At 45.6% G+C, this 25,311-nt stretch carries 36 protein-coding genes; 3 read left to right on the top strand and 33 right to left on the bottom strand.

Translation table 11 applies throughout. The features are described from left to right. Positions 1-20: 20 nt before the first annotated feature. The 6 genes from HMPREF9334_RS02040 to HMPREF9334_RS02010 all read right to left on the bottom strand — a co-directional run bounded on the left by HMPREF9334_RS02040 (position 21) and on the right by HMPREF9334_RS02010 (position 8,334). Entirely contained in the window at positions 21-2,471 is a 2,451-nt protein-coding gene (locus tag HMPREF9334_RS02040; protein ID WP_006691839.1) for a TraG/VirB4 family ATPase, read from the bottom strand. Then, positions 2,472-3,572, bottom strand: a complete 1,101-nt coding sequence (locus HMPREF9334_RS12100) for a hypothetical protein (RefSeq protein ID WP_006691838.1) — start codon at positions 3,570-3,572, stop codon at positions 2,472-2,474. 162 nt (positions 3,573-3,734) lie between these two features. Then, on the bottom strand, positions 3,735-4,007 hold the full coding sequence (locus HMPREF9334_RS02025; RefSeq protein WP_006691837.1) for a VirB3 family type IV secretion system protein: 273 nt from the start codon (positions 4,005-4,007) through the stop codon (positions 3,735-3,737). Positions 4,008-4,023: 16 nt separating this feature from the next. Continuing rightward, entirely contained in the window at positions 4,024-4,383 is a 360-nt protein-coding gene (locus HMPREF9334_RS02020) for a TrbC/VirB2 family protein (RefSeq protein WP_006691836.1), read from the bottom strand. Between the two features lie 103 nt (positions 4,384-4,486). After that, complete coding sequence (gene trbB / locus HMPREF9334_RS02015; RefSeq protein ID WP_006691835.1) at positions 4,487-5,446, bottom strand: P-type conjugative transfer ATPase TrbB; 960 nt, start codon at positions 5,444-5,446, stop codon at positions 4,487-4,489. After that, positions 5,443-8,334, bottom strand: a complete 2,892-nt coding sequence (locus tag HMPREF9334_RS02010) for a type IV secretory system conjugative DNA transfer family protein (RefSeq protein ID WP_006691834.1) — start codon at positions 8,332-8,334, stop codon at positions 5,443-5,445. Before HMPREF9334_RS02010 ends, trbB begins: the two co-directional genes overlap by 4 nt. 272 nt (positions 8,335-8,606) lie before the next feature. Here HMPREF9334_RS02010 and HMPREF9334_RS02005 point away from each other — a divergent pair, with 272 nt between their 5' ends. Next, positions 8,607-8,870: a hypothetical protein gene (locus tag HMPREF9334_RS02005; protein ID WP_039957134.1), complete on the top strand. Its 264-nt coding sequence runs from the start codon at positions 8,607-8,609 to the stop codon at positions 8,868-8,870. 59 nt (positions 8,871-8,929) lie between these two features. Here the strand turns inward: HMPREF9334_RS02005 and HMPREF9334_RS02000 are convergent, their stop codons facing one another. From HMPREF9334_RS02000 to HMPREF9334_RS01900, 22 genes are all read right to left on the bottom strand, one after another. Beyond that, positions 8,930-9,418, bottom strand: coding sequence for a hypothetical protein (locus HMPREF9334_RS02000; RefSeq protein WP_006691833.1), 489 nt, complete (start codon positions 9,416-9,418; stop codon positions 8,930-8,932). An 8-nt stretch (positions 9,419-9,426) separates the two neighbouring features. Then, positions 9,427-10,767, bottom strand: coding sequence for a TraB/TrbI/VirB10 family type IV secretion system protein (locus HMPREF9334_RS01995; protein ID WP_039957132.1), 1,341 nt, complete (start codon positions 10,765-10,767; stop codon positions 9,427-9,429). Positions 10,768-10,789: 22 nt separating this feature from the next. Beyond that, on the bottom strand, positions 10,790-11,920 hold the full coding sequence (locus HMPREF9334_RS11335; protein WP_050803390.1) for a TrbG/VirB9 family P-type conjugative transfer protein: 1,131 nt from the start codon (positions 11,918-11,920) through the stop codon (positions 10,790-10,792). Between the two features lie 19 nt (positions 11,921-11,939). Further along, positions 11,940-12,701, bottom strand: a complete 762-nt coding sequence (trbF, locus tag HMPREF9334_RS01985) for a conjugal transfer protein TrbF (protein ID WP_039957130.1) — start codon at positions 12,699-12,701, stop codon at positions 11,940-11,942. A gap of 42 nt (positions 12,702-12,743) precedes the next feature. Beyond that, complete coding sequence (locus HMPREF9334_RS01980) at positions 12,744-13,349, bottom strand: hypothetical protein (protein ID WP_039957128.1); 606 nt, start codon at positions 13,347-13,349, stop codon at positions 12,744-12,746. Positions 13,350-13,406: 57 nt separating this feature from the next. Continuing rightward, on the bottom strand, positions 13,407-13,940 hold the full coding sequence (locus tag HMPREF9334_RS12095; RefSeq protein ID WP_156792897.1) for a hypothetical protein: 534 nt from the start codon (positions 13,938-13,940) through the stop codon (positions 13,407-13,409). A 13-nt stretch (positions 13,941-13,953) separates the two neighbouring features. Continuing rightward, the gene (locus HMPREF9334_RS01975; RefSeq protein ID WP_006691829.1) at positions 13,954-14,286 is read right to left on the bottom strand and encodes a hypothetical protein; all 333 of its coding nucleotides are present in this window, start codon (positions 14,284-14,286) and stop codon (positions 13,954-13,956) included. A gap of 151 nt (positions 14,287-14,437) precedes the next feature. Next, a complete protein-coding gene (locus tag HMPREF9334_RS01970; protein ID WP_039957126.1) occupies positions 14,438-14,914 on the bottom strand; it encodes a hypothetical protein in 477 nt (158 codons plus the stop codon). Then, positions 14,915-15,223, bottom strand: coding sequence for an STAS domain-containing protein (locus HMPREF9334_RS01965; RefSeq protein WP_006691827.1), 309 nt, complete (start codon positions 15,221-15,223; stop codon positions 14,915-14,917). It abuts the gene before it with no gap. Between the two features lie 16 nt (positions 15,224-15,239). Beyond that, on the bottom strand, positions 15,240-15,755 hold the full coding sequence (locus HMPREF9334_RS01960; protein ID WP_039957124.1) for a hypothetical protein: 516 nt from the start codon (positions 15,753-15,755) through the stop codon (positions 15,240-15,242). A gap of 13 nt (positions 15,756-15,768) precedes the next feature. After that, positions 15,769-16,287 carry a S26 family signal peptidase gene (locus HMPREF9334_RS01955; protein WP_006691826.1) on the bottom strand — a complete coding sequence of 173 codons (519 nt, stop codon included), beginning with the start codon at positions 16,285-16,287 and terminating at the stop codon, positions 15,769-15,771. A 101-nt stretch (positions 16,288-16,388) separates the two neighbouring features. Beyond that, positions 16,389-17,078 carry a hypothetical protein gene (locus HMPREF9334_RS01950; protein WP_169311776.1) on the bottom strand — a complete coding sequence of 230 codons (690 nt, stop codon included), beginning with the start codon at positions 17,076-17,078 and terminating at the stop codon, positions 16,389-16,391. 34 nt (positions 17,079-17,112) lie between these two features. Beyond that, positions 17,113-17,508 carry a hypothetical protein gene (locus HMPREF9334_RS01945; RefSeq protein WP_006691824.1) on the bottom strand — a complete coding sequence of 132 codons (396 nt, stop codon included), beginning with the start codon at positions 17,506-17,508 and terminating at the stop codon, positions 17,113-17,115. An 18-nt stretch (positions 17,509-17,526) separates the two neighbouring features. Next, on the bottom strand, positions 17,527-18,651 hold the full coding sequence (locus HMPREF9334_RS01940; protein WP_006691823.1) for a hypothetical protein: 1,125 nt from the start codon (positions 18,649-18,651) through the stop codon (positions 17,527-17,529). A gap of 15 nt (positions 18,652-18,666) precedes the next feature. After that, complete coding sequence (locus HMPREF9334_RS01935) at positions 18,667-19,122, bottom strand: M23 family metallopeptidase (RefSeq protein ID WP_006691822.1); 456 nt, start codon at positions 19,120-19,122, stop codon at positions 18,667-18,669. A 96-nt stretch (positions 19,123-19,218) separates the two neighbouring features. Beyond that, positions 19,219-19,494, bottom strand: a complete 276-nt coding sequence (locus HMPREF9334_RS01930; RefSeq protein ID WP_039957121.1) for a hypothetical protein — start codon at positions 19,492-19,494, stop codon at positions 19,219-19,221. Beyond that, the gene (locus HMPREF9334_RS01925; RefSeq protein ID WP_006691821.1) at positions 19,478-19,729 is read right to left on the bottom strand and encodes a hypothetical protein; all 252 of its coding nucleotides are present in this window, start codon (positions 19,727-19,729) and stop codon (positions 19,478-19,480) included. The genes HMPREF9334_RS01930 and HMPREF9334_RS01925 overlap by 17 nt, the downstream gene beginning before the upstream one ends. Before the next feature lie 42 nt (positions 19,730-19,771). Next, the gene (locus HMPREF9334_RS11500) at positions 19,772-19,942 is read right to left on the bottom strand and encodes a DUF4406 domain-containing protein (RefSeq protein WP_083822794.1); all 171 of its coding nucleotides are present in this window, start codon (positions 19,940-19,942) and stop codon (positions 19,772-19,774) included. A gap of 441 nt (positions 19,943-20,383) precedes the next feature. Next, positions 20,384-21,118: a phosphoadenosine phosphosulfate reductase family protein gene (locus HMPREF9334_RS01915; RefSeq protein WP_245535211.1), complete on the bottom strand. Its 735-nt coding sequence runs from the start codon at positions 21,116-21,118 to the stop codon at positions 20,384-20,386. Between the two features lie 137 nt (positions 21,119-21,255). After that, the gene (locus HMPREF9334_RS01910) at positions 21,256-21,501 is read right to left on the bottom strand and encodes a hypothetical protein (protein ID WP_245535202.1); all 246 of its coding nucleotides are present in this window, start codon (positions 21,499-21,501) and stop codon (positions 21,256-21,258) included. A gap of 79 nt (positions 21,502-21,580) precedes the next feature. After that, positions 21,581-21,910: a DUF4406 domain-containing protein gene (locus tag HMPREF9334_RS01905; protein ID WP_006691818.1), complete on the bottom strand. Its 330-nt coding sequence runs from the start codon at positions 21,908-21,910 to the stop codon at positions 21,581-21,583. A 27-nt stretch (positions 21,911-21,937) separates the two neighbouring features. Beyond that, positions 21,938-22,558, bottom strand: coding sequence for a hypothetical protein (locus tag HMPREF9334_RS01900; RefSeq protein ID WP_039957119.1), 621 nt, complete (start codon positions 22,556-22,558; stop codon positions 21,938-21,940). A gap of 107 nt (positions 22,559-22,665) precedes the next feature. Between HMPREF9334_RS01900 and HMPREF9334_RS01895 the strand changes: the two genes are divergently transcribed. After that, entirely contained in the window at positions 22,666-22,974 is a 309-nt protein-coding gene (locus HMPREF9334_RS01895; RefSeq protein WP_039957117.1) for a helix-turn-helix domain-containing protein, read from the top strand. Here the strand turns inward: HMPREF9334_RS01895 and HMPREF9334_RS12855 are convergent. The 5 genes from HMPREF9334_RS12855 to HMPREF9334_RS01875 all read right to left on the bottom strand — a co-directional run bounded on the left by HMPREF9334_RS12855 (position 22,971) and on the right by HMPREF9334_RS01875 (position 24,694). After that, a complete protein-coding gene (locus HMPREF9334_RS12855) occupies positions 22,971-23,165 on the bottom strand; it encodes a helix-turn-helix domain-containing protein (RefSeq protein WP_071985962.1) in 195 nt (64 codons plus the stop codon). The genes HMPREF9334_RS01895 and HMPREF9334_RS12855 overlap by 4 nt on opposite strands. Then, positions 23,162-23,734, bottom strand: a complete 573-nt coding sequence (locus tag HMPREF9334_RS01890; protein WP_006691816.1) for a hypothetical protein — start codon at positions 23,732-23,734, stop codon at positions 23,162-23,164. Before HMPREF9334_RS01890 ends, HMPREF9334_RS12855 begins: the two co-directional genes overlap by 4 nt. A 180-nt stretch (positions 23,735-23,914) precedes the next feature. Further along, entirely contained in the window at positions 23,915-24,244 is a 330-nt protein-coding gene (locus HMPREF9334_RS01885; RefSeq protein WP_039957116.1) for a hypothetical protein, read from the bottom strand. Between the two features lie 20 nt (positions 24,245-24,264). Continuing rightward, complete coding sequence (locus tag HMPREF9334_RS01880) at positions 24,265-24,453, bottom strand: hypothetical protein (RefSeq protein ID WP_006691815.1); 189 nt, start codon at positions 24,451-24,453, stop codon at positions 24,265-24,267. A 13-nt stretch (positions 24,454-24,466) separates the two neighbouring features. Further along, positions 24,467-24,694, bottom strand: a complete 228-nt coding sequence (locus HMPREF9334_RS01875) for a helix-turn-helix domain-containing protein (RefSeq protein WP_006691814.1) — start codon at positions 24,692-24,694, stop codon at positions 24,467-24,469. A gap of 161 nt (positions 24,695-24,855) precedes the next feature. Here HMPREF9334_RS01875 and HMPREF9334_RS11490 point away from each other — a divergent pair, with 161 nt between their 5' ends. After that, the gene (locus HMPREF9334_RS11490) at positions 24,856-25,209 is read left to right on the top strand and encodes a helix-turn-helix domain-containing protein (protein ID WP_039957115.1); all 354 of its coding nucleotides are present in this window, start codon (positions 24,856-24,858) and stop codon (positions 25,207-25,209) included. Positions 25,210-25,311: the final 102 nt, after the last annotated feature.

Raw genomic sequence — 25,311 nt, 5'->3', positions numbered from 1 at the left:
CCTCATTTCTACACGAAACATCACTGAGCAGCAATTTCTTCCGGTGGATCAGCCGATTTATCCTCGATAATATTGGAACGCATCAGCCAGCGGCGATTGAATCCTTCCGAACCATACTTCCGAAAGATTTCTTTCGCAGCAATGACCCCCTCGGTATTGACAGCAACATAGGCAAGCGACACAGGACATGCATCCAGTGCCAACTGGAAAAGACGTGATCCGTAAGAGGATACATAGTAGTAATGCAGCTTTTTTGTTGCCGATGCGATAATTTCAATCTGTCTCCGATTGAGGCCAAACAGACCGTAATTCTCCTTCATTGTTTCTTCCAACGCATCATTGTTGGGGAGAAATATGCGGCTATAGCAGGAGTCAAGTACTGTATGGAAAATTGGACTGTTGACAATATCCGTAATGGACTGCGTTGCAAAGATAACAGAAGCATTCGCCTTACGGAGAACTTTCAGCCATTCACGAATCTTGGCCGCAAACTGCTCATTGTCAAAGAACACCCAACATTCGTCCAGGACGATGATGGTCGGCTCCCCTTTCAGGCTCTGCTCGATTCGATGGAAGATATACATAAGCGTCGTACCGACAATCTGCGGTGTGTTCATGAGTTTTTCCATCTCGAAGGTCTGCCATGAACCAAGCTGGAGATTATCTACATCCGAATCAAAGATACGGCCATAGGGCCCGCCGGAACAAAGTGGTGCAAGTGCATTTTTAAGCTCTTCTGACTGGATCGCATTCACAAGGTTCGTCATGCGCCGCAGACGCTTATTTTCCCCAACGTATGATGTAGCCACGGCTTCTAGGGCATCCCAGATCAGCTGCTTGCGCTCCGGTGTGATTTCAAGATTTTCCTGCCGTACATAGTCACAGATCCATTCAAGCGCCCACTGACGCTCTTTGTCGTCATCAATCATTGCCAGTGGCTGAAACGATAATGCGCCGGACTCCTCGTTACCGAGGTCGAAGAAGGTTCCTCCAACGCCCCGTGTGAGGACGTAGTTGGATGCTCCTTTATCAAACACAAAGACGCGAGCATCTTTGTATTTTCGGAACGATGCCTCCACCATGTTCAAAAACACGGATTTCCCCGCGCCAGTAGGGCCGACTACGAGAGTATGACCAACATCACCGACGTGCAGACTTAATCGGAACGGCGTATTTCCGGATGTCTGTGTATAAAGCAGCGGCGGACCATCTAAATGTTTATTGCGTGATGCACCTGCCCATATTGTTGAAAGCGGCATCATGTGAATGAGATTTGTACAAGATACCAAATGTCGTCGTACATTACGACCGACATTGCCCGGCAGTGTTCCCATCCACGCATCCACACTGTTGAGATCCTCGACTTTCGCCTTAAAGCCGATGTTGTTGATCGTCTGGACAACGGCTTTTGCCCGCACGTCCGCTTCATCCGGCGAATCAGCCAAAACAACAATGCAGGATGTGTAATAGCCGTAGGATGTAATATCTGATTCGATCCACATCTCTGCCGTTTTTGCCTGTTGATATTTAGTGACGGCAGTCTGATTGATGTTGCTGTTATCTTCTTGACCACTTGCGAATTCCCGCACCATATCCATAACGCCCTTAAATTTGGCTTTCCATTCCCTTGTTTTCTTGTGGACTTCATCTAAGGAGTCCAATTTCCCAAGGCAGTAATAACGGGAGATCCATCGGTAAGAAAAATTTTGCAGATTCAGATTATCGAAGATCCCGAAAATGGTGTTATCCATGTAGCCAATAATCGTAACAATTCGCATGTGCTTACTGCCAAGTCGCGGCTCCAAGCCACCGGAAAGTGCAGAATCACAGAGAAATTGATCCAAAAGCAGCGGATGCTTTGGAAGTTTTAACTTACGGCGATGCATGGATACGGTCGAATAGAGATAGGAAACCATCTCATCTGCCGATAGGATCTCACAGGGGATCTGGCACGCAAAAAACGCTTCATAGACTGCCTCTACGACTGTTTTGAAGGCAACAAGATAGTCATCTTCCGTGAGACCTTTCTGTTTCTTTCCCTCAACAACAAAAGACCGTAACCGACCTTCGTGATCATTTGGCGGCATCCAGTAGAGCGTGGCATAATAGTTCGATTCAAAATGAGAGTCTCCACTGCTGAAGAACTCCTTGCGCTCATCGTCCATGATTTTGGTAATCGGATCTGGAAAATAAGCGTCCGTTGGATAATCTGTGGAAGGAATCCGTTGAGACTCGAAAAACATAACCCACCCCGTATCCATTGCCATGAAGACGGAATTTAATTTTTGCGTCATGACGGACAGCTGCTCCCTGATGGCAGAGTCCAGATCCGGACCTCGATAGCTGAAGGTTGTCTGGATGGAGCCATCCTTATTCAGTACGATCGTCGGCGATCCCGGAATAATCCTTGCCCACGGCAGCGTATATTTCAAAGGTTCACTTTTTATCAGGAAACGATCCAAGCGATACATTTAGGCATTCACTCCTTCATAAGCATGATCTTCGATATCTTCCTGCACTTCAACATTCACGTCGATGAGGCTGTTCTCCGCCTTCTCCAAAACATCCTCATTCTCTTTCTGCACTTCGATATGTGCATGAAGGAATTCGGCGAGATCTTGAAAGCCGGTGATTGGTGGATCTGCATTTGCAAGGTACAGCCCTGGAAGATTTCCCCAAAACACTTTCTTCAAGTTGTATTCCTCCACGATATAAGGGAGGTATGCACGATCTAAAACATCTGTAAAAAATGCACGGAACGGTTCGTCATTTGCCTGATCCAGATGGAAAAGGAAGGTATCCGTATAATAGCCGTTATACGAACTTATGATGTCATCCGTCGCCATGCGCCTGAGAACAGACCTTGTAGGAAACCACTTCCCTGTATATTTGAGGAAATCTCGTTTCGCCTCTTTTTCATTGAACAATAGAAGTCTGCGTGTATGACGATAGGTCATGTGCTCCAATCGGCTATAAACTTCATCAAGTTCATACGGAGCAAGCAAAGAAACAGCACATACACGCTTACCATTGATGAAAATATCATTTCCGCCAAATTGGAAATCTATGTCCTGCGAGAGCAATGCATCCATGTAGAGGGGACAATCCGGAAGTTCCTGGCGATCGTCTCCCATCGAGAGAGAAAAGGAAAGGACATCCATGATCTCCTGATATTCCAAAAGTCTGGCCGATGTTATTTTTTGAAAATCTGCCAAGAAACTGTGAACCTCTTTTTCAAAGTAGTCCACAGTCTCATTGATCGAGATTTTCGGACGCAGGGCATTTTCAACGTAAGTTCTCCCGGTCGCATAAAATGGATTCCAGCCAAGGATCAGATAGTCTTGCCCTGGCATATCTGCACAATGCTGGTGCTCATTCCAAATGACCCAACCACGCCGGAACTCCCAAAGTGGAAGTGTTGTCGAAAGATCCGTTGTGTAAGGATGATAGGTGATGATGCTGAACATAGAGCCGTTTTTTTGTTTCATGACAGAAGGGCGAACAATGCCGCCCCACGGAATCCATTCTTCGATTGCAGTAGACTGCAGTCCAAATTCATTGAGTGATGCCATATTTTCGTCGCCGCAACAATAGTTATTTTATGCGGTCTGCTCCTTTCTCCCTTGTTAATCTGAGTATAGAGCAAAAAACAGCGTGGGATTCCTGTCTTTTTTCAGGACTCTATAAACAAAAACAACGGAAACGGGATTTCCCGCTTCCGTCATGTGTACCGGTCAGGTATTGTAATATCTCTTCTTGTTCATATAGGACTTGATACAGTCGAAGAACTGAACGTCGCTTTTGCAGACATAGATTGCCAAAAAATGCAAAAGAAACGTGAAGATCAGGATGTAAAAGAACCCGAAGTTTAGGATCAGAAAGACGGCAAACATTGCATTCCAAATCAATACGGGCTTTGGGACTCCGGCAAGCAATGCTGGCTCCATCAATCCTCTGAAAAAAGCAGCATCGTACCATGAGCTGACTTCTGTTTCTCTATCTGCCATAAGTAATCAACTTATTTCAAAAAAGAAACGCCGTTCCGACTTTCGAGACGACGGTTGCGCCTCCAAGCGCAAGCCCGACACCGCCAACGCCCTGAATGGCGCGTTTTGCGATCTGATTCTCGAAGTTCATTGTGACAGAAAGGCCGAGAAGGCCGGCACCGGCCGTACCGATTGCCGTAGCAATAGGACCTGTGATTGTTTTCTGGAGCTTCTCCAACGGGTTTGTTACAACTGCAAAGGCATCATCTTGTACAGCAGTAGCAAAAGAAACCTCGTTGCTGACCAGGACAGCCCCCATGAGACCAAGCTGAAGCATCAGCAGCTTATTCTCCTTTACGAACTTTCCAGCGGTCTTAATCTTCTTCTTAAAATCCATGATAAATCATACCTCCTTGATATACTCCCTACAAACATACTTTATATTACTCCAAAAAAAGTGCTCGAATTTCCTATGTTTTTTCATTCGACAACTTTTTTCATCAATTTATCGCATGATAAACGTATTTTTTAGAGGCTGGATCCCAGCGTTCGATTTCAAGGATTTCTTGCACTTTTCTCATTTTCCCAATGTATTTTAGATAGACAATATAGTGTACGGCCTGTGCAATCGTAGCCTGTTGCGGATTCCGCGAAACACGCGCGGTCATATTTTCAAGACGAAGGAGCGTATCAACAGCAGAATTGCTGTGAACTGTGGAGCACCCTCCTCCATGTCCCGTTGACCATGCGTCAAGAAGCGCAAGTGCCTCGCCAGAGCGAACTTCACCGACAACAATGCGATCCGGTGTCATGCGCAGCACCTGTTTAAGGCAATCCTCCATCGAAAACGATGGCGTAGCACGCATCTGAACACAATCAATCGCGCTGCATTGAAGTTCAGGCGTATCTTCAATCAGGATGACACGATCATCCAACTTCGAGATCTCCGCTAGAATCGCATTGAGAAATGTCGTCTTCCCAGATTTTGTGCCGCCGGCAGCAATAATATTCTTTTTGTGATGAATTGCATCCACCAGAAAGTCATATTGCTGCTGCGTCAGAGTTCCCTGCTCCACATAGTTCTCCAGCGTAAATATGTTTTCTGGATGCTTACGAATGTTGATGGTGGGCGCAGAAACAATATTGGGCAAATTCCCCTCAAATCGACATTTCGGAAAAAACGAATTCGCTGGAATTTCTGCGTCAAGTGCAGGACGATCCGATACTACCAGCTGCTCCGTAAGTGCAGCAACAGCGATTATGATTCCTCTCGTGTCTTCCGGGGACATATTTTTTCCGGTATACGAACGCCCTTTTCCAAGACTATCTGTCCAGATTTTTCCATCCGGGTTCACATATACTTCAAAGACATTCTTATCCTGCATAAACGGCATGATTGCTTTCATCGAGGTGATGAGTGCATCCATTGTTATGTTGTATCGTTCGCTGTTGCGATTCATTCCCTACGCTCCTTGTTCAATGTGCCTAAAAAGGCATCCAAACCTGATATGGGACTATCACTATTGGGAGAATCCCCTCCTGCCGCTGTATCCTCACCAAACAAATCATCATCCATATCCAGATCATCCGGCGCGGCCTCATCAAGATCATCCTCTCCAAAAATAAAATTGGAGAGCAATGTCTCAGCCGTTATTTCTTTCGGTTGTTCATCTTCTTTTTCGGTGTCCATAATGGCAAGCAGAGAAACATCTGTGTCAATGAGCTGCGATACGATGTCTGTCGGCGATGATTCAACAGTGTCTTCAGTCGCTTGTAAAATGTTCATTCGTCTTTTCTCTTTAAGCTCCATCTCTTGTTGAATCGCCGACTGCCGTGCATCTTCGACCGTTCCCCTATACATGCCGCGCTCCATATCTACCTTTTTCGGACTTTCTGCCCATGTCCGATGATCGGCGGCTGTTTCACCGTTGATATTTTCGGACTGGCTGACAGGTTTTTCTTCCCCTGCTGTCTCAGTCCTTGTGTCAGCAGCTTCTTGCTCATTCAGTTCCTCCTCAACAGGATCTTCCCCTGTAATGCGTCGAATAACTTCGCGCTCGTATTCCATTTTTTCAGCCTCGAGTTTTTGGACGTAATCCCTGTACGACAAGCCGGCTCTTTTCGCCTGATCTTCGATAACGCGCTTCCGATCATCCTCTTTTGCTGACCGATCTGCTTCATGCACATGGAACAGTTCCTTGAAATTCGTGACACGAGTAACAGTATCACTCATCGCAGGGGATTTGATCTGTGTTCTTTTTATGAGAAACTGATATTCATAATAACGCAGCTTATCACCAAAAATCGGCTTATGGCCGGCCACGAAGATAAGTTCTTTTTCTGAGCTCATCTGGCTGACCTCATCCGGTGTCATGAGTTCTCGTCCCGTTTGTGATGTAGAATTTGACCCCTTGAAAAATCCGCCGCCTCCATCACTGTGAGAGATGGTCGATATGGTACGCTTCCCCAGCGTTTTTGAAATTACCTCGGCTGTTGCGCCACCGGAATCAATGTTCGGTGTGAAGTAGATATGCACATGGCAGTTTGAGCCAATGGAGTTGTCCTTTGTATATTCTTTGTTGAGCTGATTGACATCCTGACAGACAATGCAGACCTTGATGCCATAGCCCGCACAGATGGCAAGTGCAAGCTCTATACATTTCATGTTGCCCAGCTGTGGAAACTCATCCAACATAAGCAAGAGGCGTTGCTTCTTCGGTGCAGGTTTGTTGGGATCTGTCTCAAATTTCATGTCTCGAATGAGTTTCGAGCAGATCATCTGGATAAAAAGACGTGCGATCGGCTTGACGGCCGCAATGTCTTTGACCTCCATGCAAAGATAAAGCGACACTTCCTGCTGTGGATCGAGAAGATCGCGAATGGCGAAATCAGACACGCTGGTGTTATTTTGCACCACCGGATCCTGATAAATGGCTAAGGATGTTTGTGCCGTCTGCATAATCGACGCAGTTGTCTGCTGCGCACCGTTCAGAATGTTGGCTGCACACTCAGCCACCTTCGGATGTGATAACAGCAGATGATATGGCGCATTCGTCGGCAGTCCCGAGGAATCCATGGTTTCCCACTGGATTTTCTCCCCCTGCTTGATCTTTTGTCGCAAGGCAACACGAATCTCATCAATGGATTTCACTTTTATTCCAAGTGCCTGAACAAACGGTCGAAAATCTTTGATGTATTCCCCATAAATCTCTTTGAGCGGATTTCTCTTGCGCTTTACAACGCCATTTTCATCAAGAACGGGCTTCCCGTCTTCTCCGATTTCTTCTACTTCCATGAATTCATCTGGGCTGATATGCGGATAATCCCGCATATCTGTAAACAATTCCTCCGTTGATTTATCCGGGCTGGAAAGAAATGACATGATGTCCGTCGGGCAAGGAAGCGGTCGCTCCTCTCGATCATGTTTGTAAAGCAGGTGCAGGATAACGCCGTTCAGCAAAGCTGCTGCCGAATTTGGCCAAAAGTCATCGCCTTTCGATTCCCCATCCGGCCGCACCATAACGGAGACAATGGACTGAACGTCTGAAAGTTCCTCTGTTGTTCGATAATTAACTTCAGCAAGAGGATTCCATCGCGCTGCAGATCCATCCGTACAAAGCGGCTGAAACTTGAGCACCTTTTGCTTGAGTACATTTTTACGGTAGCCGCTTGTCAAACTCCACAGTTCTCCTTTGGGGTCGAAAAAGAAGATACTGTGCTTCCAGATCAGACCTGTCGGGATAATTGTACATACACCCTTACCACTGCGCGTTGGTGCCATTAGAAGCATATGTTCAACACCATCATGCAGCATAAGTTTATGCGTATAAGGATTGATGCCGACAACAACGCCGGAATCTTTGATGATCTTCTCTTTTTTCGTGTAGGGAATCAGACCAAGGAGTTTCTTCTTCGTTTTCTTATACTCGTATACACCACCATTTTTCGAGGCATAAGATCCAAGATCCGATTTTTCAATGTCTTTCTTCGACGCGAAAGACGCGCTCCCATGTGATGTTTGTTTCAAAAACGCCTTTTTCAAAAACACCATACAAACCATGGAGAGCAGCAAAACCAGTTGTGTAACCGAAGAATATGCATCCAGAATATCTGGAATCGCCTTGCTGAGATGTTCATCGTATGACCACAGGAAATAATCGTATGGAGGATATATTTTACTGTCTCCAAGGGAAAGATAACTTCCCAGCAAGGGATGATAGTTACACTCCTCCGCTACTGCCTGCGTAATATACCATTGCGTTATCAATGTCAAAATGACAAAAATGAACGCAGTATAAATAAACGCTTTCTTTTGCGCCTCACGATTGATCTCTTCATCAATCATCATGGATAATCACCTTCCCTTTCTATGTCATTATATCCATAAAAAACTGGGGTTTTTCTTGTCTTTTATCTACCTGACGTAATTTCTTTTTTTGCCATCATCAGCCTACCACCTGCGACTCCAAAAGCAAGTGTAAAGCCTCCGGCCGCTTTGCGCACTTGCTTTTCTCGTCTCCGGCGGTATTCGATGGCTGTCAAAAAAAGACAATGCAGGGGAGTACGGCTCACAAGAGCAGTAAGATTCCTCACGGTCAGGTATCAAATGGAGGTAATGAAATGAAATTCACAGAAGCAGACAAAGCCTATCTCATCCGGATCGGCAACGGAGAACAGCACTTGCCGCAAATCGAGGAAGCGACACAGGTGGTACGGCTCACCAAGAACGGCCGTAGAATCTCATCCAAACGTGCTATCGAGGAGATCGGTCGCAACAAGTTCTTGAGCGCAATGTCTCGCTGCGCATACCATCAAACCGCATCGAGGAGAACTCCTACAGAAGAAACCATTGAGTTTGTGGTTCCAGACAGCTTTTGGAAGTAAAATACATCCAATCTCATAAAAATAGCCCCTTGTCTCAATGGATAAGGGGCTGATTCCTGTCAAGGAGCCACAGGTGCTTGTATTTTCTTCAAGATATTCTCTCGTACCGAAGTCGATAGAAATGACCATCGACCGCTCTGGTCAACTTCAAGCAGATACGCAGCCGGATCGTAGTGAATCATACTCATCACGTCTTCAGGCTCCTCTGTTCCCTCCGGTGCTGCGACGGAAACTACAACACCGCCGGATGTCGAGCTGACCAAATAATGTGTGTGATTCGTGTCATCGAAATATACCTGATAGATGAAATATTGGTCTTGTGGCAAAACGGCGTTTTCGGCGATCCCGATAACCGGCATATGACGAAGCTCCTGTGTTTGGCGTTCCAATACAAAATCCATGACAACGCCGCCGATCAGCGCGATTCCTGCAAACCCGATCAGGATACACATAATGATTCTGTGCCACATTGCAGGATCTGCCGCTTTTAGATCAGTTGCGACTGCTTCACGCGCTTTCGTGACCTTTCCCATTTTTTCATCCATCATAGCCGTCCTCAAAACGCAATGTTCTGCGTCACATAGATACTAAAAGTGTAGCCAGGAGCGACCGTAGCTGTCGGTGCTTGTGCTTCCGTGAGTGCTGTAAAAGCGGACGCATCCAATGTAACACGATCTACTGCTGCCGTGGAAAGTGCCGTCAAAGCACTGTTGAATAGTCCCTTCATGAAGTTGCTCCCCGTATGACGATTCAACTTCCCATTTACGCCGGAATAACCAACACCGTCAACGGCCATCATAGAATTACCGATACTCCATGAACCACCGTTTGGCAGCACTACAGTGTCAAACGAAAGGCCAATACGGCTCGATACCGAATTTCTACTGCCGCTCCCTTCTGTTTTTCCAATCGTTCCAAGCACTCGGCTGCCCGCCGGGATAATCAGATTGATACCATTCACGTCATAAACATCAGCCATTACCTGCGCTATGACGGGGCCGGGAGCATCTGTATTGATACCGGTCATGAGCATTGCAGGAATAAGCGTTCCAGCCATTACGGTGCGCTCTGTCGGCTCACTGTATGTCGGTGAAGAAATTCTCTGTGCTGTGCTTACAATTCTTCCAGGCGTATTTGTCGTTCCATCACCCGTTATTGAAGGATCTCCCGCTGGATCTGATGGCGCACCGGAAGATTTTCCACCGCCGTCAAAAACAAATGCAATCGCAGACTTGAATTGTTCTTTAAGACGTTCTGCCGCAGTGCGCTCTGCTTCAACACGAGAGGCTCCTTGATCTTGCGATGGCAGAGCATACGTCTGACTATATGCACTGCCTGGAGGAGGTACAACGACTGATGTTCGTGGGACTTCCGCATATCCCCCATAGCCCGGTTGCTGTGGAATAGCCTGAACGCTTTCTACCGGCTGTACTGCAGCACCGTGCGGCTGCTGATCTTGTGGCATATCCATGTTTTTATGGGGATCTTGTTGCCCGTGCTGATGGGTTCTCGAGGCATTCGCTCGTTCGAGTGCCCCGTAATCATCGGAGAGTTTTGCGGATGTACCACCCTGAACACGCGAAGAATCCGCAATATCCTCGACGCGTGCAGACTTCTTCTCCGTTTGAGCATTGCTGTCATCGCTCGCAGCGTAGAAGAACGCCAAGCCAAAGACAAGGAAGAAGAACACCACAATCCCCACGACAACGGGTTTTGAGAGGCCGAAAATCGTATCATGCTCTCCTTTGAGCATAGATTTATTTCCTTCCGGTGTCTTTATATCCATCCCCTTGTCAAGCTCTTCCTCGGGGATAGCAAGTCCTTCTTCATCCCTTTTTACGTTCAGCTTTCGCCTGGCGACTTCGGAGAAATTTCCTATGATCTCTTTTAATTTCAATGAAGTCAGCTCCTTTCACGGATTATTTCTTGCGCTCGATTTTGACAATATCGGTTTCACCGAATCGCAGCTCTGCGCGGTCAATAATCCGATCAATGACATAACAGTTGTCCTTTGTCTTGAAGTTCACCAAGCTGAGATCTTTTTTCCCTGGTTCTCGAATAAATAATGCAGGGAGACGCTTTACCCCCTTATTCATTCGTACAAAAGTCTTCTCTCCATCATCGAAGACCATCTCAGGCTTATAGCTGTCATTGCCTTTCACGGATACCTTGTAGGAAAAGTTCAATTTATCAACGCCGGTCACGCTCATATTGGCTGTGATGGTCTGCTCATCTTTCGCATTTTGCAGGATCGTGGTCTGAAGATCCTCGAGGCCGTAACTCCAGCGTACCATTGGATTGTACCAATCACTCACAGTGAGGATGAGCTGATAGCTCCTCTTGTTTGTCGTGATGATCATATTTGTTGTGCTGGATTGTACGACTGGTTTGACGTATATATGCGGTACATCGGCCACCATTGTTTTATTGACTGCCCATGAACTCGTATCACCGCCGCCGATAAAAGAGATCTGTTCCCCTTTTTTCAGTTCGATGTCTGTAAGGTACCCCGTCCGACAGTAGATTTTATAGAGCTGATCGGGCGCATAAGAAAAGGTCATTGTACTGTTTCCCTGTGCATTGGATGCGTCCTGCGTATAGGAAACAGTATTGCCATATGGCACAGGATTGACGAGCGGCCGCCGTGATGAAGTATCGTCATAGTCACTGTAGGACGCTTTGTACCTGTGCTCCAACAGCTGCATCAACTCCATTTGTAAGTCTGACTGTGCCCGCAGTTCTTTTTCAAGATTTTCCAGTCGTACAGAAATCGCGCGGATCATATCCTCGCTGCCAACATTTTTCTGCTCTTTCAGCGTCTTGAGCTGCTCCGTGAGGGTATCCAATTCTACCTGAAGCTGCTCATTATGTTGCATTGCAGTTTCTGCAGCGTTACTGATCTCCGGATCGGATGTCTGCTGCTCTACGGGCGCATACCGCGCTCGAAATTCGGAAAGCGATGCTGCTCCGACCGTGCCAGAAGCGAAGATGCCGGAACACACGAGTGAGCAGCAGACAAGCAATTTGAGATTTCCTTTGTTCATTTTCATCCTTTATTCTCCTCTTCTTTTACTGCGTGACCGTCTGAGCCGTTTGCTGTGTATTCGGATCCTTAGAGGTCTTCGTTTCGGTGTCCCGCTCCCAACGAAGATCCTTGATATAGATTCCCAGAGGGTTGACGGCAAGTTTCTCCTTGTCGTCTGTCTTGATGATCTCAACTGTGAAGATCCCTGTATATGGCGTAACTTCACGCTTGCTGGCACCGGCACGATATTCCACCTCTGACCAACGCACCTGATAGCTTTTACCGCCCTCCATGGGGATAACGCTGTTGATTGTGACTTGTACGGTCGCCCGATGCAACTTCTCTACACGGTTTTCCGCCTCCATACGCGATGTGAGGATGTTTGCACCGTCTTTTGTCAGGAAGCTGTACGCTGTATTCAGCTGCTTGTTATAAACGACCTCATCTAGCGGAACACTGCGAATATCCTGCACAAACTGACGAATAAAATAGCTGTATACCTCATCGTTTGGCGTATAGTTCGCCATGGAGTTCGCTGTTCCGACGTTGCGAACCTCTCCCGTCTTAATGTCTGTTTCCACTACATAGACGAGAGTATTCTCCGTAACCGCTTTGTAGCACAAGGCTCCAGCCAGTGCGACGATGACGACGACAAGCCCCAGTAAGAGGCGACGCAGATTGTAATTCTGCTCAATGATCTCACCCTCACGAGCATCCCACTTCCGGCCGGCTTTTTCTGCCGGGCTTTGCGAATTTGTCGGTGGTGTGAAATGCTCGGGGCGATGAAACATTTGTTCAATCTTCAAAAAAATACCTCCCTAACATCCTTTATCAATAAGATTTTTATGCTAATGCTCAAAGCGGTCTTTCCCATAGCGAAGGCAATGACCGATCAGCATAGAACTGAGGGAAACAAGAGGGTTGCAAAGGCCGAACAACACGCCATAGAAAATCCCTTTTCGCATGTAGTCTCCTTGGAAGTGGCTGCCTAGCAGCAATGCCCCAATACCGACAGATATGGCTTCCACGCCAAAGATCCATGTCGTTTGATCTGCCAGTGGAAGGAACGCTGCCCGATAGAGTACATCCGGCATGGGAAGCACAAGCAGATAGTACAGGAGTATAATGGAAAGCCCGGCAAGATCGTATGGAATATACGACTTCACGAATTTATTCTGTTCTGGAGAACGGAAATACTGAAAAGCGCAGAATAAGGTCGATCCCACAACACATAGGACAAGATATGTCAGGATCGCTTTTTCATGGGAAAATGCTCCAACGAGAAACAACAGGAAAAGAAGCCTTATATCTGTCTTGATACCGGATAAGTCCTCGCATGAGATACGCCATAAGAGAATCGAGAGCAATAGCGTATACAAAGGACTTTCCGGCTTCATGAAGTAAATCAGCAGGACATCCAGCGCAAATACCCCGGCTAGATGTTTCCAGATCACACAGAACACCTCCAACCCAAAATTTATTTTATCTAAAAAAAGTCGCTGAAAATCCTGTCATTTATCAACTCTCATTGGTTCGTCTTTTACACTTTTAGGATCTGAGGACAAATGGCTGCCCTCACCGCCGTAGTAAGTGATTCCATCGGATGGCACTGTACTTTCGTTCCCTGACTGGATGAAGGCAATCGGATCGGAATATCTCCTATCGTGTGTTCCTTCATGCGTGACTGATGGATTTCCAACTGACTGCTGCAGGGTCTCTTGTGGAAGTGCTACCGGACGAGCCGTGATGACAGGTATATTGGGTCTCGGATAGTTGATGCTGGGAATACTTGGCAGCACGCGTTCTGGTGATATACTCTTCTCATCTTTGCGTACAAAGATTTGCACGAATGGATTTACTGTAATAACCGGGGCATCAAATATAGCACCTTCACGAGATCCTTCGACATCCGTAACCATTGATGAGCGTATAAAACTATCCTGGATGTTCTGATCTGTAACGTATGCCGTTCCCATCACCCATGCATACAGTCCGGTTGTCAACACTGTGCCCAGAACTTTTTTTCTTGTCCGAGTCAGCAACATATATACCGCTCCCCTATTTTATGTAAACCCGATAGCGCAAGTCCGTCTGTATGTTTTCTTCCAGCGGATACATCGTCGTAGACATGATCGTAATGAGCGCATCCTTCGCGCGAAAGTCCTCTAAAAAAGCAATACTGTTTGCATATGAACCTTTGACCGATAATGAAAATGTTTGAAATTCTGTTTCCTCTTGGCTGTGATGCAGCGATTGATAAGCGATCAGTTCCAGATGGTGCGCTTCGACAGCATGAAAAATATCCGATGATACAGCATCTATTTGTTCTGCAAGCACCGGTCGATATGCTTTCCCGTTGATGAACTTCGCCTTTTCCTGCCATTCGGTCATCGTTTCGCGGATCTCATCCGCTTGTCGATGTAGGGCACTGAGTTTTCCTAGGCTAAGAAAAAGTGCGGCTGTTACGCACAAACCACTGATGAGCAACAACAAAAAGAGAGCTGAGCGTATGTTTTCTTTTTCTTTTCTGGTAATTTCAGAATCACGGCTGCGCCCTCCCCACTGAAAGCCTCACAATTCTATGCCCACTGGAATCCTGATATACACTGTCAATCGAGGCATCTCCAAGCGCAGGATTGTTGTTGATATTTTCTCGAAACGCTTGAAGTACTCTATCATTCTCCGTCATGACCGTAATATACGCATATAGGTGACTTTCCCCATTCTCATCATTCAGATCACCGACAGAAAGCTCCAGAAAATCACACCCTTCCGGCTTTGCCACGAGCAACGCATTCAATCCTTGACGAACGTGAGGGTCTTCTTTTTCTGCAAGCTGAATACTTGCTTCCTCTCGATTCATCTGCACAAGATCCTGCTTCGCCTGTTCGTAGTCGGACATCTGCGTCGGTGAAAGATGAATAGTGGAGATATAAATTACTGCAGATAATTCGAGGAAAAGAAAAACCAGTAGATAAGCTGAGGTTGTTTTCAATTCCTGCAACTTTTCATTCATCACTCAATCATCTCCTTTGGATAGACCAAACACATTCCCCAAAGCTGCCGCAATAAAGGCATATGAAACCAATGTGTTAGGAGAAATGATGCGGAAGAATTTTTGACCAACACATTTTTGAATGCCAACAAGCTGACGAACCCCGGCTGCCGAGACGGAAGTAGTATGTGAGAGGTCAACTGTGACCTTTCTTATACGATTTGTATGGAGCATATCATCAAGCTCATCTGCAATCATTGATACATGACGAAAATCATACCGTCCAATGACGCGAATTGTAACAGCATTACCGTCAATCAGGGTAAGTTTCATAATTGTTCCTGTTCTTTTATGAAAAAACAACACCATTTTGCTTTATCAGGAATCTCGGAACAAGCAAGCCAATACGGGTTTCTGTTATACCGACCGTCGGCATGGAGCGCCGAGCGAACAATGTGACCGATTGTCCCCGAGCATCCATACAGAGGTATTCACAGCCTGTGAGCATATACCAGATCCCTGCGCCGGTATCGCTCCGCCAAATGTATTCACCCCAGTCCATTTCTTTCACTATGGGGTCTTTTGTCAGATTTTTAAGCCTCTGTTGAAATGCAATTGCGTCGAACGGCGGTGTTGGCGAGGAAATAGTCACGGCAATATTATGTGTCATAACACGCATCGCAATCAAAATATGAGCATTGTGAGGATCTGCAGAATACTGTGCCGCATTGACAACAGCCTCTTCAATCGCTTGCATGAATGCATAGTCATAATAAAAGGAAGACCGATATAGGATGCCGTAGATTTCTTTTTGTATGTCAGCATATTCGTCGAGACCAATACACTCAAATTGACGATACTGCATTGTATATCCTCGTTTATTTTGTCAATAATGGTATGACACGGCTATATATTCGTTGTGTTGAAACGATTCCAGTATATCTTCCATCATAACTTCTGGAAGCAGATGTATATGGCAAGAAGAATCCATGCGTGATTTCAAAAGAACCACAGCGAGGAATCATTGTATGTCCCTTTCCATCACTGGTCATGGCATTGCCGATCAGCTTCCCATTGACCCTGAACAAGAGACTTTCTGGATCAACCTCGTAGTGCCCGCCCTCGATTGCCGCATATTTGATAAATGCGGGATGACCTCCATTCGGTATCCAACCGTTTCGTCGAATGACCTCCATGACTTTCTCATCCTGTTCATAGGCAACAATGTCCCCATCACGCACACCAAATCCTGGAATCGCAAAATAAATTCCGACAGGGAGACTGGCCGTTGTATTCATATAGATCAATGTGGGAATTTGCAGATGGAACGGATTGACCACAAGCAGTACATAGAACCATAGTGCCGTCCAGAAAAAGAACCTCTTTTTTTTACTCATGTGATCTCCTCCGATGTCATTGTATATCAGGGGAAATCTTGGTTTTTCCTGTCTTTTGAACAAACAAGGCTCTGTCCATTTGGGCAGAGCCAAAAACATTTTCAGAAGATATAGCGTTTCACTTCCTCTTGGAAGGTTCGCACATAACGACCAAAACTAGCCGAGTGAATACCACATTTATCTGCTAAGACAATATTGGATTCATAGGGGTTCTCCACCATTGCCGCAACAGCAATATTCATACGACAGTCCTGATGTGATATACAGTCATCAATCTTCTCAAGCAACTTGCTGTACTGGTCATAATATTGCACAAGCGAGTGGAACCAAAACTCATCGACGATCTCAAAATCAGGATCCAACTCTTCTTTTGCCGCAATGACCGTCGCCAGAACTTCCAGCATATTTATGACTTTTGTTCGGAGAAAAACATCATTGACCGTCAAGTGATACTGCAAAGCATTGAGAACATTGAGCTTAATTGCAGAATTCCATATACCAAGCTGTGACGAGGAGACATGAAGCATCTCCGTCTGTTTAATAACTCGTTCTTTACGCCGGTATTTGAGATCAACAAACATTTGCCAATCTTGCGGGAGAGCGCGAATGACCATATCAACCAAGACATAATTTGTTTCCTGCTTCATGATGCGAAACAGTATTTTCCCCCATAACCTGGAATCTTTGACAGATGCCTCACGGGCAAAATGTTTTAATTCCGCAAGCTCTTTTCGTTTCTTATGAGCTCTGTAATGTTCGTTGAGCATCGTCTCTGCCAAGTACATCCCCATAATAGGTTTATTGTAATACAGCATATGCCCTCCATTAGTTCATGATATAAGGCTTTGGTGCTATGAACCGATACGCCAGACTGCGGTAAAATTTATCCAGCCGTTCATAGTCGATGGTGTATGCCTTTGTGTGATCGAACGAACTTTTTCCTTCGGCTTTGATGGCAATTACGAAATCTTTCTGTATCAGGGAGCCGATGATCCTTTTAATCGTGCTTTCTGACCAAAATGGAAATTCCTCACGCTGCCAATCTTCGACTGTCTTGCATACCCACTTGTGCCCATCCTCATGAATACACAACACTGTAGCAAGCAACTGATCAAGCCGATGGAGAAATATCGCTTCGTTCAATCCGACCACGACTGCAAGCTCTCGACGAAATGAAAGCTCCATTTCCTCTCCGAGCGTCGGTATAGATATGTTTCCCATGCCACATCCCCCGTTCTCTCAAGGACTGGATCGTCCCTCTGCATTTCCGTATCTGCGCAGGTACTCCTGGGCAAACGCAGAGCCCTCCCCCTCAACGGCAATTTGATGAGCCAAAACCTCACGCAGGTTACGTTTCACAGTTCTGTTCTGCTCTGTAAGCACAGAACTGGGCGCAGGGGGAACATAAGACAGGGCGGGCATTGTTTGTTCGGAGGGGGCTTCCCCCTGTGGTGATCTAGGCGAAAATGTATAGTTTTCCTTGAGGGCAGAATGAAGCCAGCCCGTTGGATTCCGGACGGTCTTCGTCTGCATGGCAATCTCCAAAAATCGGGCCTTCTCATATACTTTTTCCTCGCCATAGCGACGAATAAACCGCTCCAATGATGGACTGGATATACCGAGTGCAGCACAAAGACTTCGGACATCGCCTGTTGTTGTTTCATGTATTCTATGCGTGTTCTCTGTTGTTGTAGTCTCTGTTACGTGCGCGCGCGAGGGAGGCACGCAATCCCGCGCCGTTATTGGGTTTTCTTGGGGTCTGTCTTGTGGTGTCATTTTGACACTACGATACGGTTCACCTTGCTCCTCATGTAGTGTCATTTTGACACTTATGCGTGGTTCATCAGTTTTGATTTTTTGACCTTCTGTGCCATCTTCCGATATATCAGTGACCTCATATTCTTGCTTCATGAGATCTGGAGCAGAGGCTTCTTCGGTATATTCCATCTTCTCGCGCATCGGTGGAGGTGCAGAGATACGCCGATCAACACTTTCTATGCTCGCCTGAAATTGCCTATGTACGATTTTCTTACTAAGTTCTTCGATCAGCTCATAGTTAATGGTATAGGCCTTCGTCTTGTTATACGAATTTCCGATCACCGTCGAAATCATCACTTCTTGATCTTCAAGAGACTTGATGGTGCGTTTAATGGTACTTTCTGACCAGAACGGAAATTGAACATTCCACTGCTTGACCGTATTATAAATCCAGCGGCGACCATACTCGTCGCAGATTCCAGCTTCACGGCTGATCCAGTATTGCAGTTGTTGAAGAAATATCGCCTCATTCAGACCAATGAGAACGGCGAGATTCGGCTGAACGGTAAGCGGGGATTCCGAAATCAGAAGGCTTGTCGCTGCCATCGTTCTTCACCTTTCCTATTGCCACAAAACAAGTGGATCAGCATACATATAATTCCCGTCTACCCCTCGAATAATGTACTCGAGGTGCAGATGCGGTCCGGTCACGCGTCCCGTTGCACCAACAAGACCGATAATCGTGCCCTGTCCCACATACTCATCGACTCTGACATCAACCTCGGACATATGAGCATAGCGTGTATATCCATCAAATAACGGATGATAGAGAAGCACTTGATTACCATAACCGTCCGCATAGTCGCCGGCTTGGATCACAACACCGTCAAAGAGCGCAGGAATAGGCGTTCCTGCTGCATATCCGAGATCTACACCCGCATGAAAAGACCACTCTCCTGAGATCGGATGGTAACGCCATCCGAACGCAGACGTGACAGGAAGATCGGCTGCATGAACGCAGAACGGGAAAAGCAGCAGGAATAGCACTGCTCCCACAGAGAAAAGTTTTCTGTTCATGACTGCCCCTTATAGTGAAAAACAAGTCCCCATCCCATTACGCCAAGCATCGCTATGATGACACGGAAATCAATGGATTCCATCGATATGCTCCCCTCACTTCATGCGCTTTTCCTCTTTGCCCTTCCTTGTGAAACAATACACAGAATACAGAACAACAACAGCTGCTCCAGCAAGAAAAACAAGAAAAACGTCCATCGCAGAAATTACAGCTTCCCTCGGAAGATCTCTCGCCAGATTAAAATAACTAACGAAAAACATCATAACGGTCATAATCATTAGCCGTAAGCCATCTCTTCTAACAAAAAAATAAAATGTTAGAAGGATGAAAACCGTTGCAGTCAACGCTCTAGGATCAATGGTGATCGTCATAACGCCCTGCTCTCATGACTTCAATTATCTCTATATCATCTTCATCCTCTAATTCGATACCCGTAACTTCCAGTTCCATATCCTCAAAAGATGCCCTCGAATCTTCCGGCAATTTCTCGCATCTTCCATCATATTTATTCAGGAACACTTCTTTTGCCTCTTCTTCGCTCTCTGCCTCGATATAGACGCTCCCCATAAGACTGTATTCAAATGACACGTTATAGGTAGCCATCATTGTTTGCTCTCCTCTTAGTCTTTTCTGCAACCATGAATTTTCTTATACGATGACCGCCTTTCGTGGTTCGTAGATGATCTCCTTGCCAAGACGCGCCGCGGGAGCAAGCTCCTCGTGAACGCCTTTGCTGTGCTCCCAGTTTTGGAGCACATAGACAACATCCGCTTCGCGTACCATCGTCGTTGTGATGCGAAGATACGCATCACATTCCAGACCACTCTACAAGAAACTCTACACCTCAGAATTGATCTCGTAGATGTTTCGGTAAAAATAGTTATTCTCGTCCCGTGTTTGAATTCGGGTAATATATCCACAATCCACTAGCTGCCTCATATACTTCGCGTAGGTATTCTTGTTGATGTTAAGGTCATAGCAAATCTGATCTCTGGGGAGACAATCCGTATCGCCATATGCGCAGAGATAAGAGTAAATTGTCTTTGCAATCACATGTAAGTTTGGATCCTGCATGACAGATGTGCCAACTATTCCAGCACCGTGTTCAAGCACATTTCTGGGATATTGTCTGATACGTTCTTCCGTCACCTGCATATTAGATGCTTGTATGTTGCTCATGATATCCCCCAAAATCTAATAATCATGCACTTTCGCGCTCTTCAACAGTACATATTTCCGGCAAATATCCCCCCCTTCTCCTTACACAGAGTTTTCATCCATCCGCATGCCGAACAAACTAAGCTGCTTATCATTTTCTTTCAAACGATGATCCTGTTCGATCCACCACTTCATAACATCCGCACCAGTCTCCCATTGTGTAGGAAAACCATCTGCACGTCTCTTATCAAGCATACGTTGAAATGCTTCCTCGTATGCTCTCGCATATGCAGACCAACGCTCTGCGTCGCGTAGCATCCCCGCCTTGCCCTGATACGGGCACATAATGCAGCCGAGGCGTTTGTACCCCTCATCGTAGAGGCTGCAATACGGCAGATTGCGGGAGCGTATATACTCCCATACATCCGCATCCGACCAGTCAATGATCGGATGCAGATATTGTTTATTGCGGTGCTGATTGCACGTCTCCACTATTTTCCGATTGGCACGTCGCGTAGATTCGGCGTGCCTCACACCCGTAACGACAAATCTACCTTTGCCGCCGCCCTCCTTGAGAACCTGACAGCAATAGCGCACCATACGCGTGGGCGGCATCCGCTTTTCGGGAATGAGCTGCCACATTGTCCTGATGGGCATATTGCGACCTTCCCACGCCTCCGGATAACAGAGACGAATGAATTTCACCAACTCAGGAGGATCTACGCCTGTCACATTATAGTGAGCATCATATTTGACCCCTGCTCTCTTACAGAGGTCATATACGACGCAGCTATCTTTCCCTCCAGAAAAGGCTACATAGTACCCCTCGGGAGGCACATGTAGCTGCAATCTCTTAATTGCAACTTTAACCTTATCTACCACGCCGTAAAGAGTGTTTTCTTTGAGCACACTCACCCACTCCTAAATTTCATTTACCATTTTCATACGTCCTGATTCAATGCGCAAAATAGCAGCTACTCCTTCATTGCATCTACAAGCCATTGAGGAGAAAGAATGTTCTTTCCATCATGGTCAAATAAGACTTGATAGGTGACAAAAAACTCTTCTGCCGCCTCCTCAGTGTAATGCTCTTCTGCCAGATCTTCATCTTCAGAACAAAGACCACGCCAAAAAGGACTTTCGAGGAATTGCTTTATGGCAGTGTCTCTTGCCCCAAAGCCAATACGATAATACGGATAAAGCACACGAGCATTTCCCACAACGTTCACCGCTTTCTCGATTTATGGCCTGCTACGATCATGAAAAGAAGTCAGAAAATCGCCATCGGATCAATAGGTGTCATACGATCACCGCCTTTCGTGGCTCGTAGATAATCTCTTTGCCAAGGCTCTCTGCGAGAGCAATCTCCTCTCGAACGCCTTGGCTGTGCTCCCAGTTTTGGAGCACATAGATGGCATCCGCTTCGCGTACCATCGCCTTTGTGATGCGCAGGTACGCCTCCCATTCCAGACCGCTCGGCGGCAGCACAGCAGGATTGAGTACCGTGCAATCCTGCTCAAGCAGCCATTGTTCTGCAGCCGCGAATATCTTTCGATACCCTTCTACACCGGTGATCGCACCAGATATAAAAACAATTTTTCCTCCAAAAACATTATCAGCGATCTTCATCGTATTACCACCTTGTCATCTGTTGTTCTAATATGAACCTGATTCCACTTGTCCGGGCTGAAACGCCTCATGATCGAGTATTTCTACAGGCTCTGCGTCATACCAGGGAACGTAAGAATCACTTACACGAAAGGATCCAACCTCGAGCATGTCTTCGCGAACACGATAGATAAGTTCCCCTTCCTCCAAAAATACTGTTACACGACTGCCTTTTGAGTGCTTATCCAAAAAGGCAAGTGCCTCATCTTTATCCGGATAAATCCCCCGTATGTATATGCGCTCTGCATGATTTACGCCCTCTGCAACACTACATCCTGTCGTGATAATTTCTTTTGGAGATTCGCCAGTTTTCACATGTATGTCTCTTTCATATGTGACTGGCACATATCCGACAAATGTCTTTCCTACGTTGGAACGAACCCACCCCAAATTTGCAATAACTGCATTTCTACTCAAAATCTGAGAAGATGTAATAAAACAGAGCATAAAAGAGATCACGATAAGCACTAAGAGGCCAAACAGGAGCACAAAGAAAATGTTGTAGTGATTAAGAAAATCAATCCATTTATGAAACAGAACAGACATTTTTGATTTGATTTTTTGATATGGTTTCCGATCTTTAATACTGCAAGATATGAACTCGTTCACTTTTGTACACTCCTTTATGTAATTTGACCATATTTCCCTATCCTTTACACACAAAAATTGGTAAAATAGATACAAGTTCTTTCGTGTGACCGAAAAGGAGAATGTTGATGATAAAAATATCAGACCGTTTGCGGCTCGTCCGAAAGCAGCAGGGGTTATCGCAAGTAGAAATTGCGGAGAAGCTCGGAATAACAACACGAACCTATCAAAACTACGAGCAAGGTGTCACAAAATTGCCAGCTGAAGAACTCTATAAGGTGGTGTCATTATTCGGCATATCAGCAGATGAGTTTTTTGGAATAGAACATAAGGACATACCCATACAACAAGCACTCAATGATCTTCGTCAAGAGCTAAAGCACCAACATGAAGAAACTCGCCGTCTAATCACTACATACTTGACGGATAATGCCTAGTTCCACCAATATGTGAGATCTACTCCCAGCGCACGACTTAATACCTCAAGTGTTGCAATATTTTTGGGGTGCTTCTTGTCTCTTTCCCAGTTATAGACAGACCGCCGTGTAAAACCGGTGATTCCCGCAAGATCCGTTTGAGAAAAGCCTCGTTCCTCTCGCAAGTTCCGAAGCTTTTCACCAAACGTCATTGCTCTTCATTGGCGGCCTCAAAGTAGCTGCCAATGACCTCAATCATCTGGAGCAGTGTCTGATGAAATTCTTCCAATCGAGACTCCTCAATCCTATAGAAGTTTGTTTTACATGACAGCATCTCGTTAATTTGACGAATGTCTGACTCGAGTTTTCGATAAATCGGATGTACTACCCATTTCCCCTCTGTATGCATCGAAATGAATGCATTAAACTCCTGCTGCACGGCATTTATATAATCCGTAAGCTGGATAATTTGTTGGATATGGATCTTGTCAAAATTGGAGATGTTGATCTCACCTGAAATCTTTTTCAGCTGTTTCTTGCTCGTCTCAATGTACTGATCAATCAGCAGAGACAGTTCCGATACCCCACCGACGGATAAAATCTGTCGGTACTTTCGTATCTGCTGCTCCATCTTTCGATTCTCACGCTTCAAACTCTCATAGTCTGCCGGCGTAATCTCGACAATACGCTCGAGCTTGGGCTCTCGGGATTCTAGTTGCCGAATTTTCTCCTCGAGTTCGTGGATATACTCCGTTGGATTTTTCTCAATTTCGCCTGACATCATATTCCTCCCTCTAAGCCCTTGTATAATGCCCCCTTGTCCCCTCTTTTGATATTTGATATAATCAACAGAGAGTTTGCACAATGAGGATTGACTGTGGATAGTCTTATATCAGCATAGCGCAGATTCTGCTTCACATATCCGTACCGTCCCATCGGTACGGATATTTCTTTGAAAACATTACGAATGAGCAGTGTTCCAAAAACTGTTGATGTTGATGCCATAGGCTTTCAATACACGCTGGAAGTCATAGCCGTTTCTCTGTTCTCGGTAATTCTCGAGGCGTAACAACACAGTGTCCCGCTCAGTCTGTTGTTCTCCATCATACATATATTTAACCTCGATACTCTGTGCACTAGCATATTTTGCAAGTCTACGTATAAAATCTCGAAATGTCCGTGTCGTCATATTCACGTCGCTGACAATCCATTTTTGCCCGTAATCAAGCCGTGCAAGGCATGTACGACGATCTCCAGCAAACTTGACATCATGAGTTTCCCATCGGAGCACGGAAATCCCCTCCTCGCTCATCAAACTTCAAGATATTGTTCCTCGAAAAAACGACGATTTGTTTTTCCGCGAATCGTGAATTTCCCGCGTTTGCGCAACTCCGCATTGAGTTCAGCAATGATTTTATACGCTTTGGACATGGAGACCGCGCAAATCTCTGCAACTTCATCTGGACGTATAAAATTACTCGTAGGTTTCTTGTTTTCCATACGAACCATCCTCTCAGCCCGCACTTGCGGGCTTTTTATTTGCCGATTCCTCAGCCTCAAGCAGCCTATACCACTCACTCCCAAAGCCAAGAACATCAGCAATGCGCTTGGCCACTTCAGGAGATGGGCGACGCAATCCATTTTCGATAAAATTGTAATATTGACGGCTAATAGCACATTTCTTCGCTACTTCTATTTGAGATAGATTTCCTTTGATACGCATTTCTGTCAACCACTTCATTTTTTCACCACCCAAACTGCTACATTATGTTGACAAGGAAATAATACGTTATATTTTTCTTATTGTCAACAGAATGTAGCTAATTATTTTAGATCGCTATATTATGTTGCACATATTGAAGTTGCTACAAATAGTTGACATAATGTAACAGGGGGTTGCAGATGAACAGAATGAAACTATTGCGTGAGCAACATAACCTAAGCCAAACAGATTTAGCAAAAATACTGAACATAAGTCGGCAATCATATAATTTTTATGAAAATGAGAAACGGGATCCAGATACTACAATGCTGATCCGAATAGCAGATTTCTTTAATGTTAGCCTAGACTATTTGCTGGGCCGAACGAACGACCCTTCACCTATCACACAAGAAAAGACTTCTTCCCATCAGGAAGAAGTCTTGCGAGATATAGAGGATATTACTCCAGAAATGGCAAACGAAATACGCCAGTATATCAACTACCTAAAGCATAAAAAAAAGACAGCTGTGGAGGCTGTGGCGAAAAAAAAGTAGTGCCTTTTTGTCTCGTGCTCTCCGGATTTACATAAGGCTCTTCAAAAAATGATGTTTTGGATATTACTGGGAATTCCGATGCATCACATCCAAAGAAACCCT

The organism is Centipeda infelix ATCC 43532 (genome assembly GCF_000234095.1).
Classification (GTDB): Bacteria; Bacillota; Negativicutes; order Selenomonadales; family Selenomonadaceae; genus Centipeda; species Centipeda infelix.
The sequence above is the reverse complement of the archived record's forward strand: the minus strand, read 5'-3'. Positions and strand labels throughout refer to the sequence as shown.

Coding starts and splice junctions, on each gene's coding strand:
- HMPREF9334_RS02040 (WP_006691839.1), bottom strand. CDS start 2,471: ATGTATCGCTTGGATCGTTTCCTGATAAAAAGTGAACCTTTGAAATAT.
- HMPREF9334_RS01880 (WP_006691815.1), bottom strand. CDS start 24,453: ATGGAAAACAAGAAACCTACGAGTAATTTTATACGTCCAGATGAAGTT.
- HMPREF9334_RS02025 (WP_006691837.1), bottom strand. CDS start 4,007: ATGGCAGATAGAGAAACAGAAGTCAGCTCATGGTACGATGCTGCTTTT.
- HMPREF9334_RS01945 (WP_006691824.1), bottom strand. CDS start 17,508: ATGGGAAACATATCTATACCGACGCTCGGAGAGGAAATGGAGCTTTCA.
- HMPREF9334_RS02010 (WP_006691834.1), bottom strand. CDS start 8,334: ATGATGATTGATGAAGAGATCAATCGTGAGGCGCAAAAGAAAGCGTTT.
- HMPREF9334_RS01940 (WP_006691823.1), bottom strand. CDS start 18,651: ATGGCAGCGACAAGCCTTCTGATTTCGGAATCCCCGCTTACCGTTCAG.
- HMPREF9334_RS01960 (WP_039957124.1), bottom strand. CDS start 15,755: ATGCAGTATCGTCAATTTGAGTGTATTGGTCTCGACGAATATGCTGAC.
- HMPREF9334_RS02020 (WP_006691836.1), bottom strand. CDS start 4,383: ATGGATTTTAAGAAGAAGATTAAGACCGCTGGAAAGTTCGTAAAGGAG.
- HMPREF9334_RS01930 (WP_039957121.1), bottom strand. CDS start 19,494: ATGACGATCACCATTGATCCTAGAGCGTTGACTGCAACGGTTTTCATC.
- HMPREF9334_RS12100 (WP_006691838.1), bottom strand. CDS start 3,572: ATGGCATCACTCAATGAATTTGGACTGCAGTCTACTGCAATCGAAGAA.
- HMPREF9334_RS01950 (WP_169311776.1), bottom strand. CDS start 17,078: ATGGGGATGTACTTGGCAGAGACGATGCTCAACGAACATTACAGAGCT.
- HMPREF9334_RS01975 (WP_006691829.1), bottom strand. CDS start 14,286: ATGACCGAATGGCAGGAAAAGGCGAAGTTCATCAACGGGAAAGCATAT.
- HMPREF9334_RS11490 (WP_039957115.1), top strand. CDS start 24,856: ATGAACAGAATGAAACTATTGCGTGAGCAACATAACCTAAGCCAAACA.
- HMPREF9334_RS12095 (WP_156792897.1), bottom strand. CDS start 13,940: ATGTTGCTGACTCGGACAAGAAAAAAAGTTCTGGGCACAGTGTTGACA.
- trbB (WP_006691835.1), bottom strand. CDS start 5,446: ATGAATCGCAACAGCGAACGATACAACATAACAATGGATGCACTCATC.
- HMPREF9334_RS12855 (WP_071985962.1), bottom strand. CDS start 23,165: ATGACGTTTGGTGAAAAGCTTCGGAACTTGCGAGAGGAACGAGGCTTT.
- HMPREF9334_RS01890 (WP_006691816.1), bottom strand. CDS start 23,734: ATGTCAGGCGAAATTGAGAAAAATCCAACGGAGTATATCCACGAACTC.
- HMPREF9334_RS01955 (WP_006691826.1), bottom strand. CDS start 16,287: ATGAGTAAAAAAAAGAGGTTCTTTTTCTGGACGGCACTATGGTTCTAT.
- HMPREF9334_RS02000 (WP_006691833.1), bottom strand. CDS start 9,418: ATGATGGATGAAAAAATGGGAAAGGTCACGAAAGCGCGTGAAGCAGTC.
- HMPREF9334_RS01925 (WP_006691821.1), bottom strand. CDS start 19,729: ATGATGGCTACCTATAACGTGTCATTTGAATACAGTCTTATGGGGAGC.
- HMPREF9334_RS01875 (WP_006691814.1), bottom strand. CDS start 24,694: ATGAAGTGGTTGACAGAAATGCGTATCAAAGGAAATCTATCTCAAATA.
- HMPREF9334_RS01935 (WP_006691822.1), bottom strand. CDS start 19,122: ATGAACAGAAAACTTTTCTCTGTGGGAGCAGTGCTATTCCTGCTGCTT.
- HMPREF9334_RS11335 (WP_050803390.1), bottom strand. CDS start 11,920: ATGAAAATGAACAAAGGAAATCTCAAATTGCTTGTCTGCTGCTCACTC.
- HMPREF9334_RS01895 (WP_039957117.1), top strand. CDS start 22,666: ATGATAAAAATATCAGACCGTTTGCGGCTCGTCCGAAAGCAGCAGGGG.
- HMPREF9334_RS02005 (WP_039957134.1), top strand. CDS start 8,607: ATGAAATTCACAGAAGCAGACAAAGCCTATCTCATCCGGATCGGCAAC.
- HMPREF9334_RS01965 (WP_006691827.1), bottom strand. CDS start 15,223: ATGAAACTTACCCTGATTGACGGTAATGCTGTTACAATTCGCGTCATT.
- HMPREF9334_RS01905 (WP_006691818.1), bottom strand. CDS start 21,910: ATGAAGATCGCTGATAATGTTTTTGGAGGAAAAATTGTTTTTATATCT.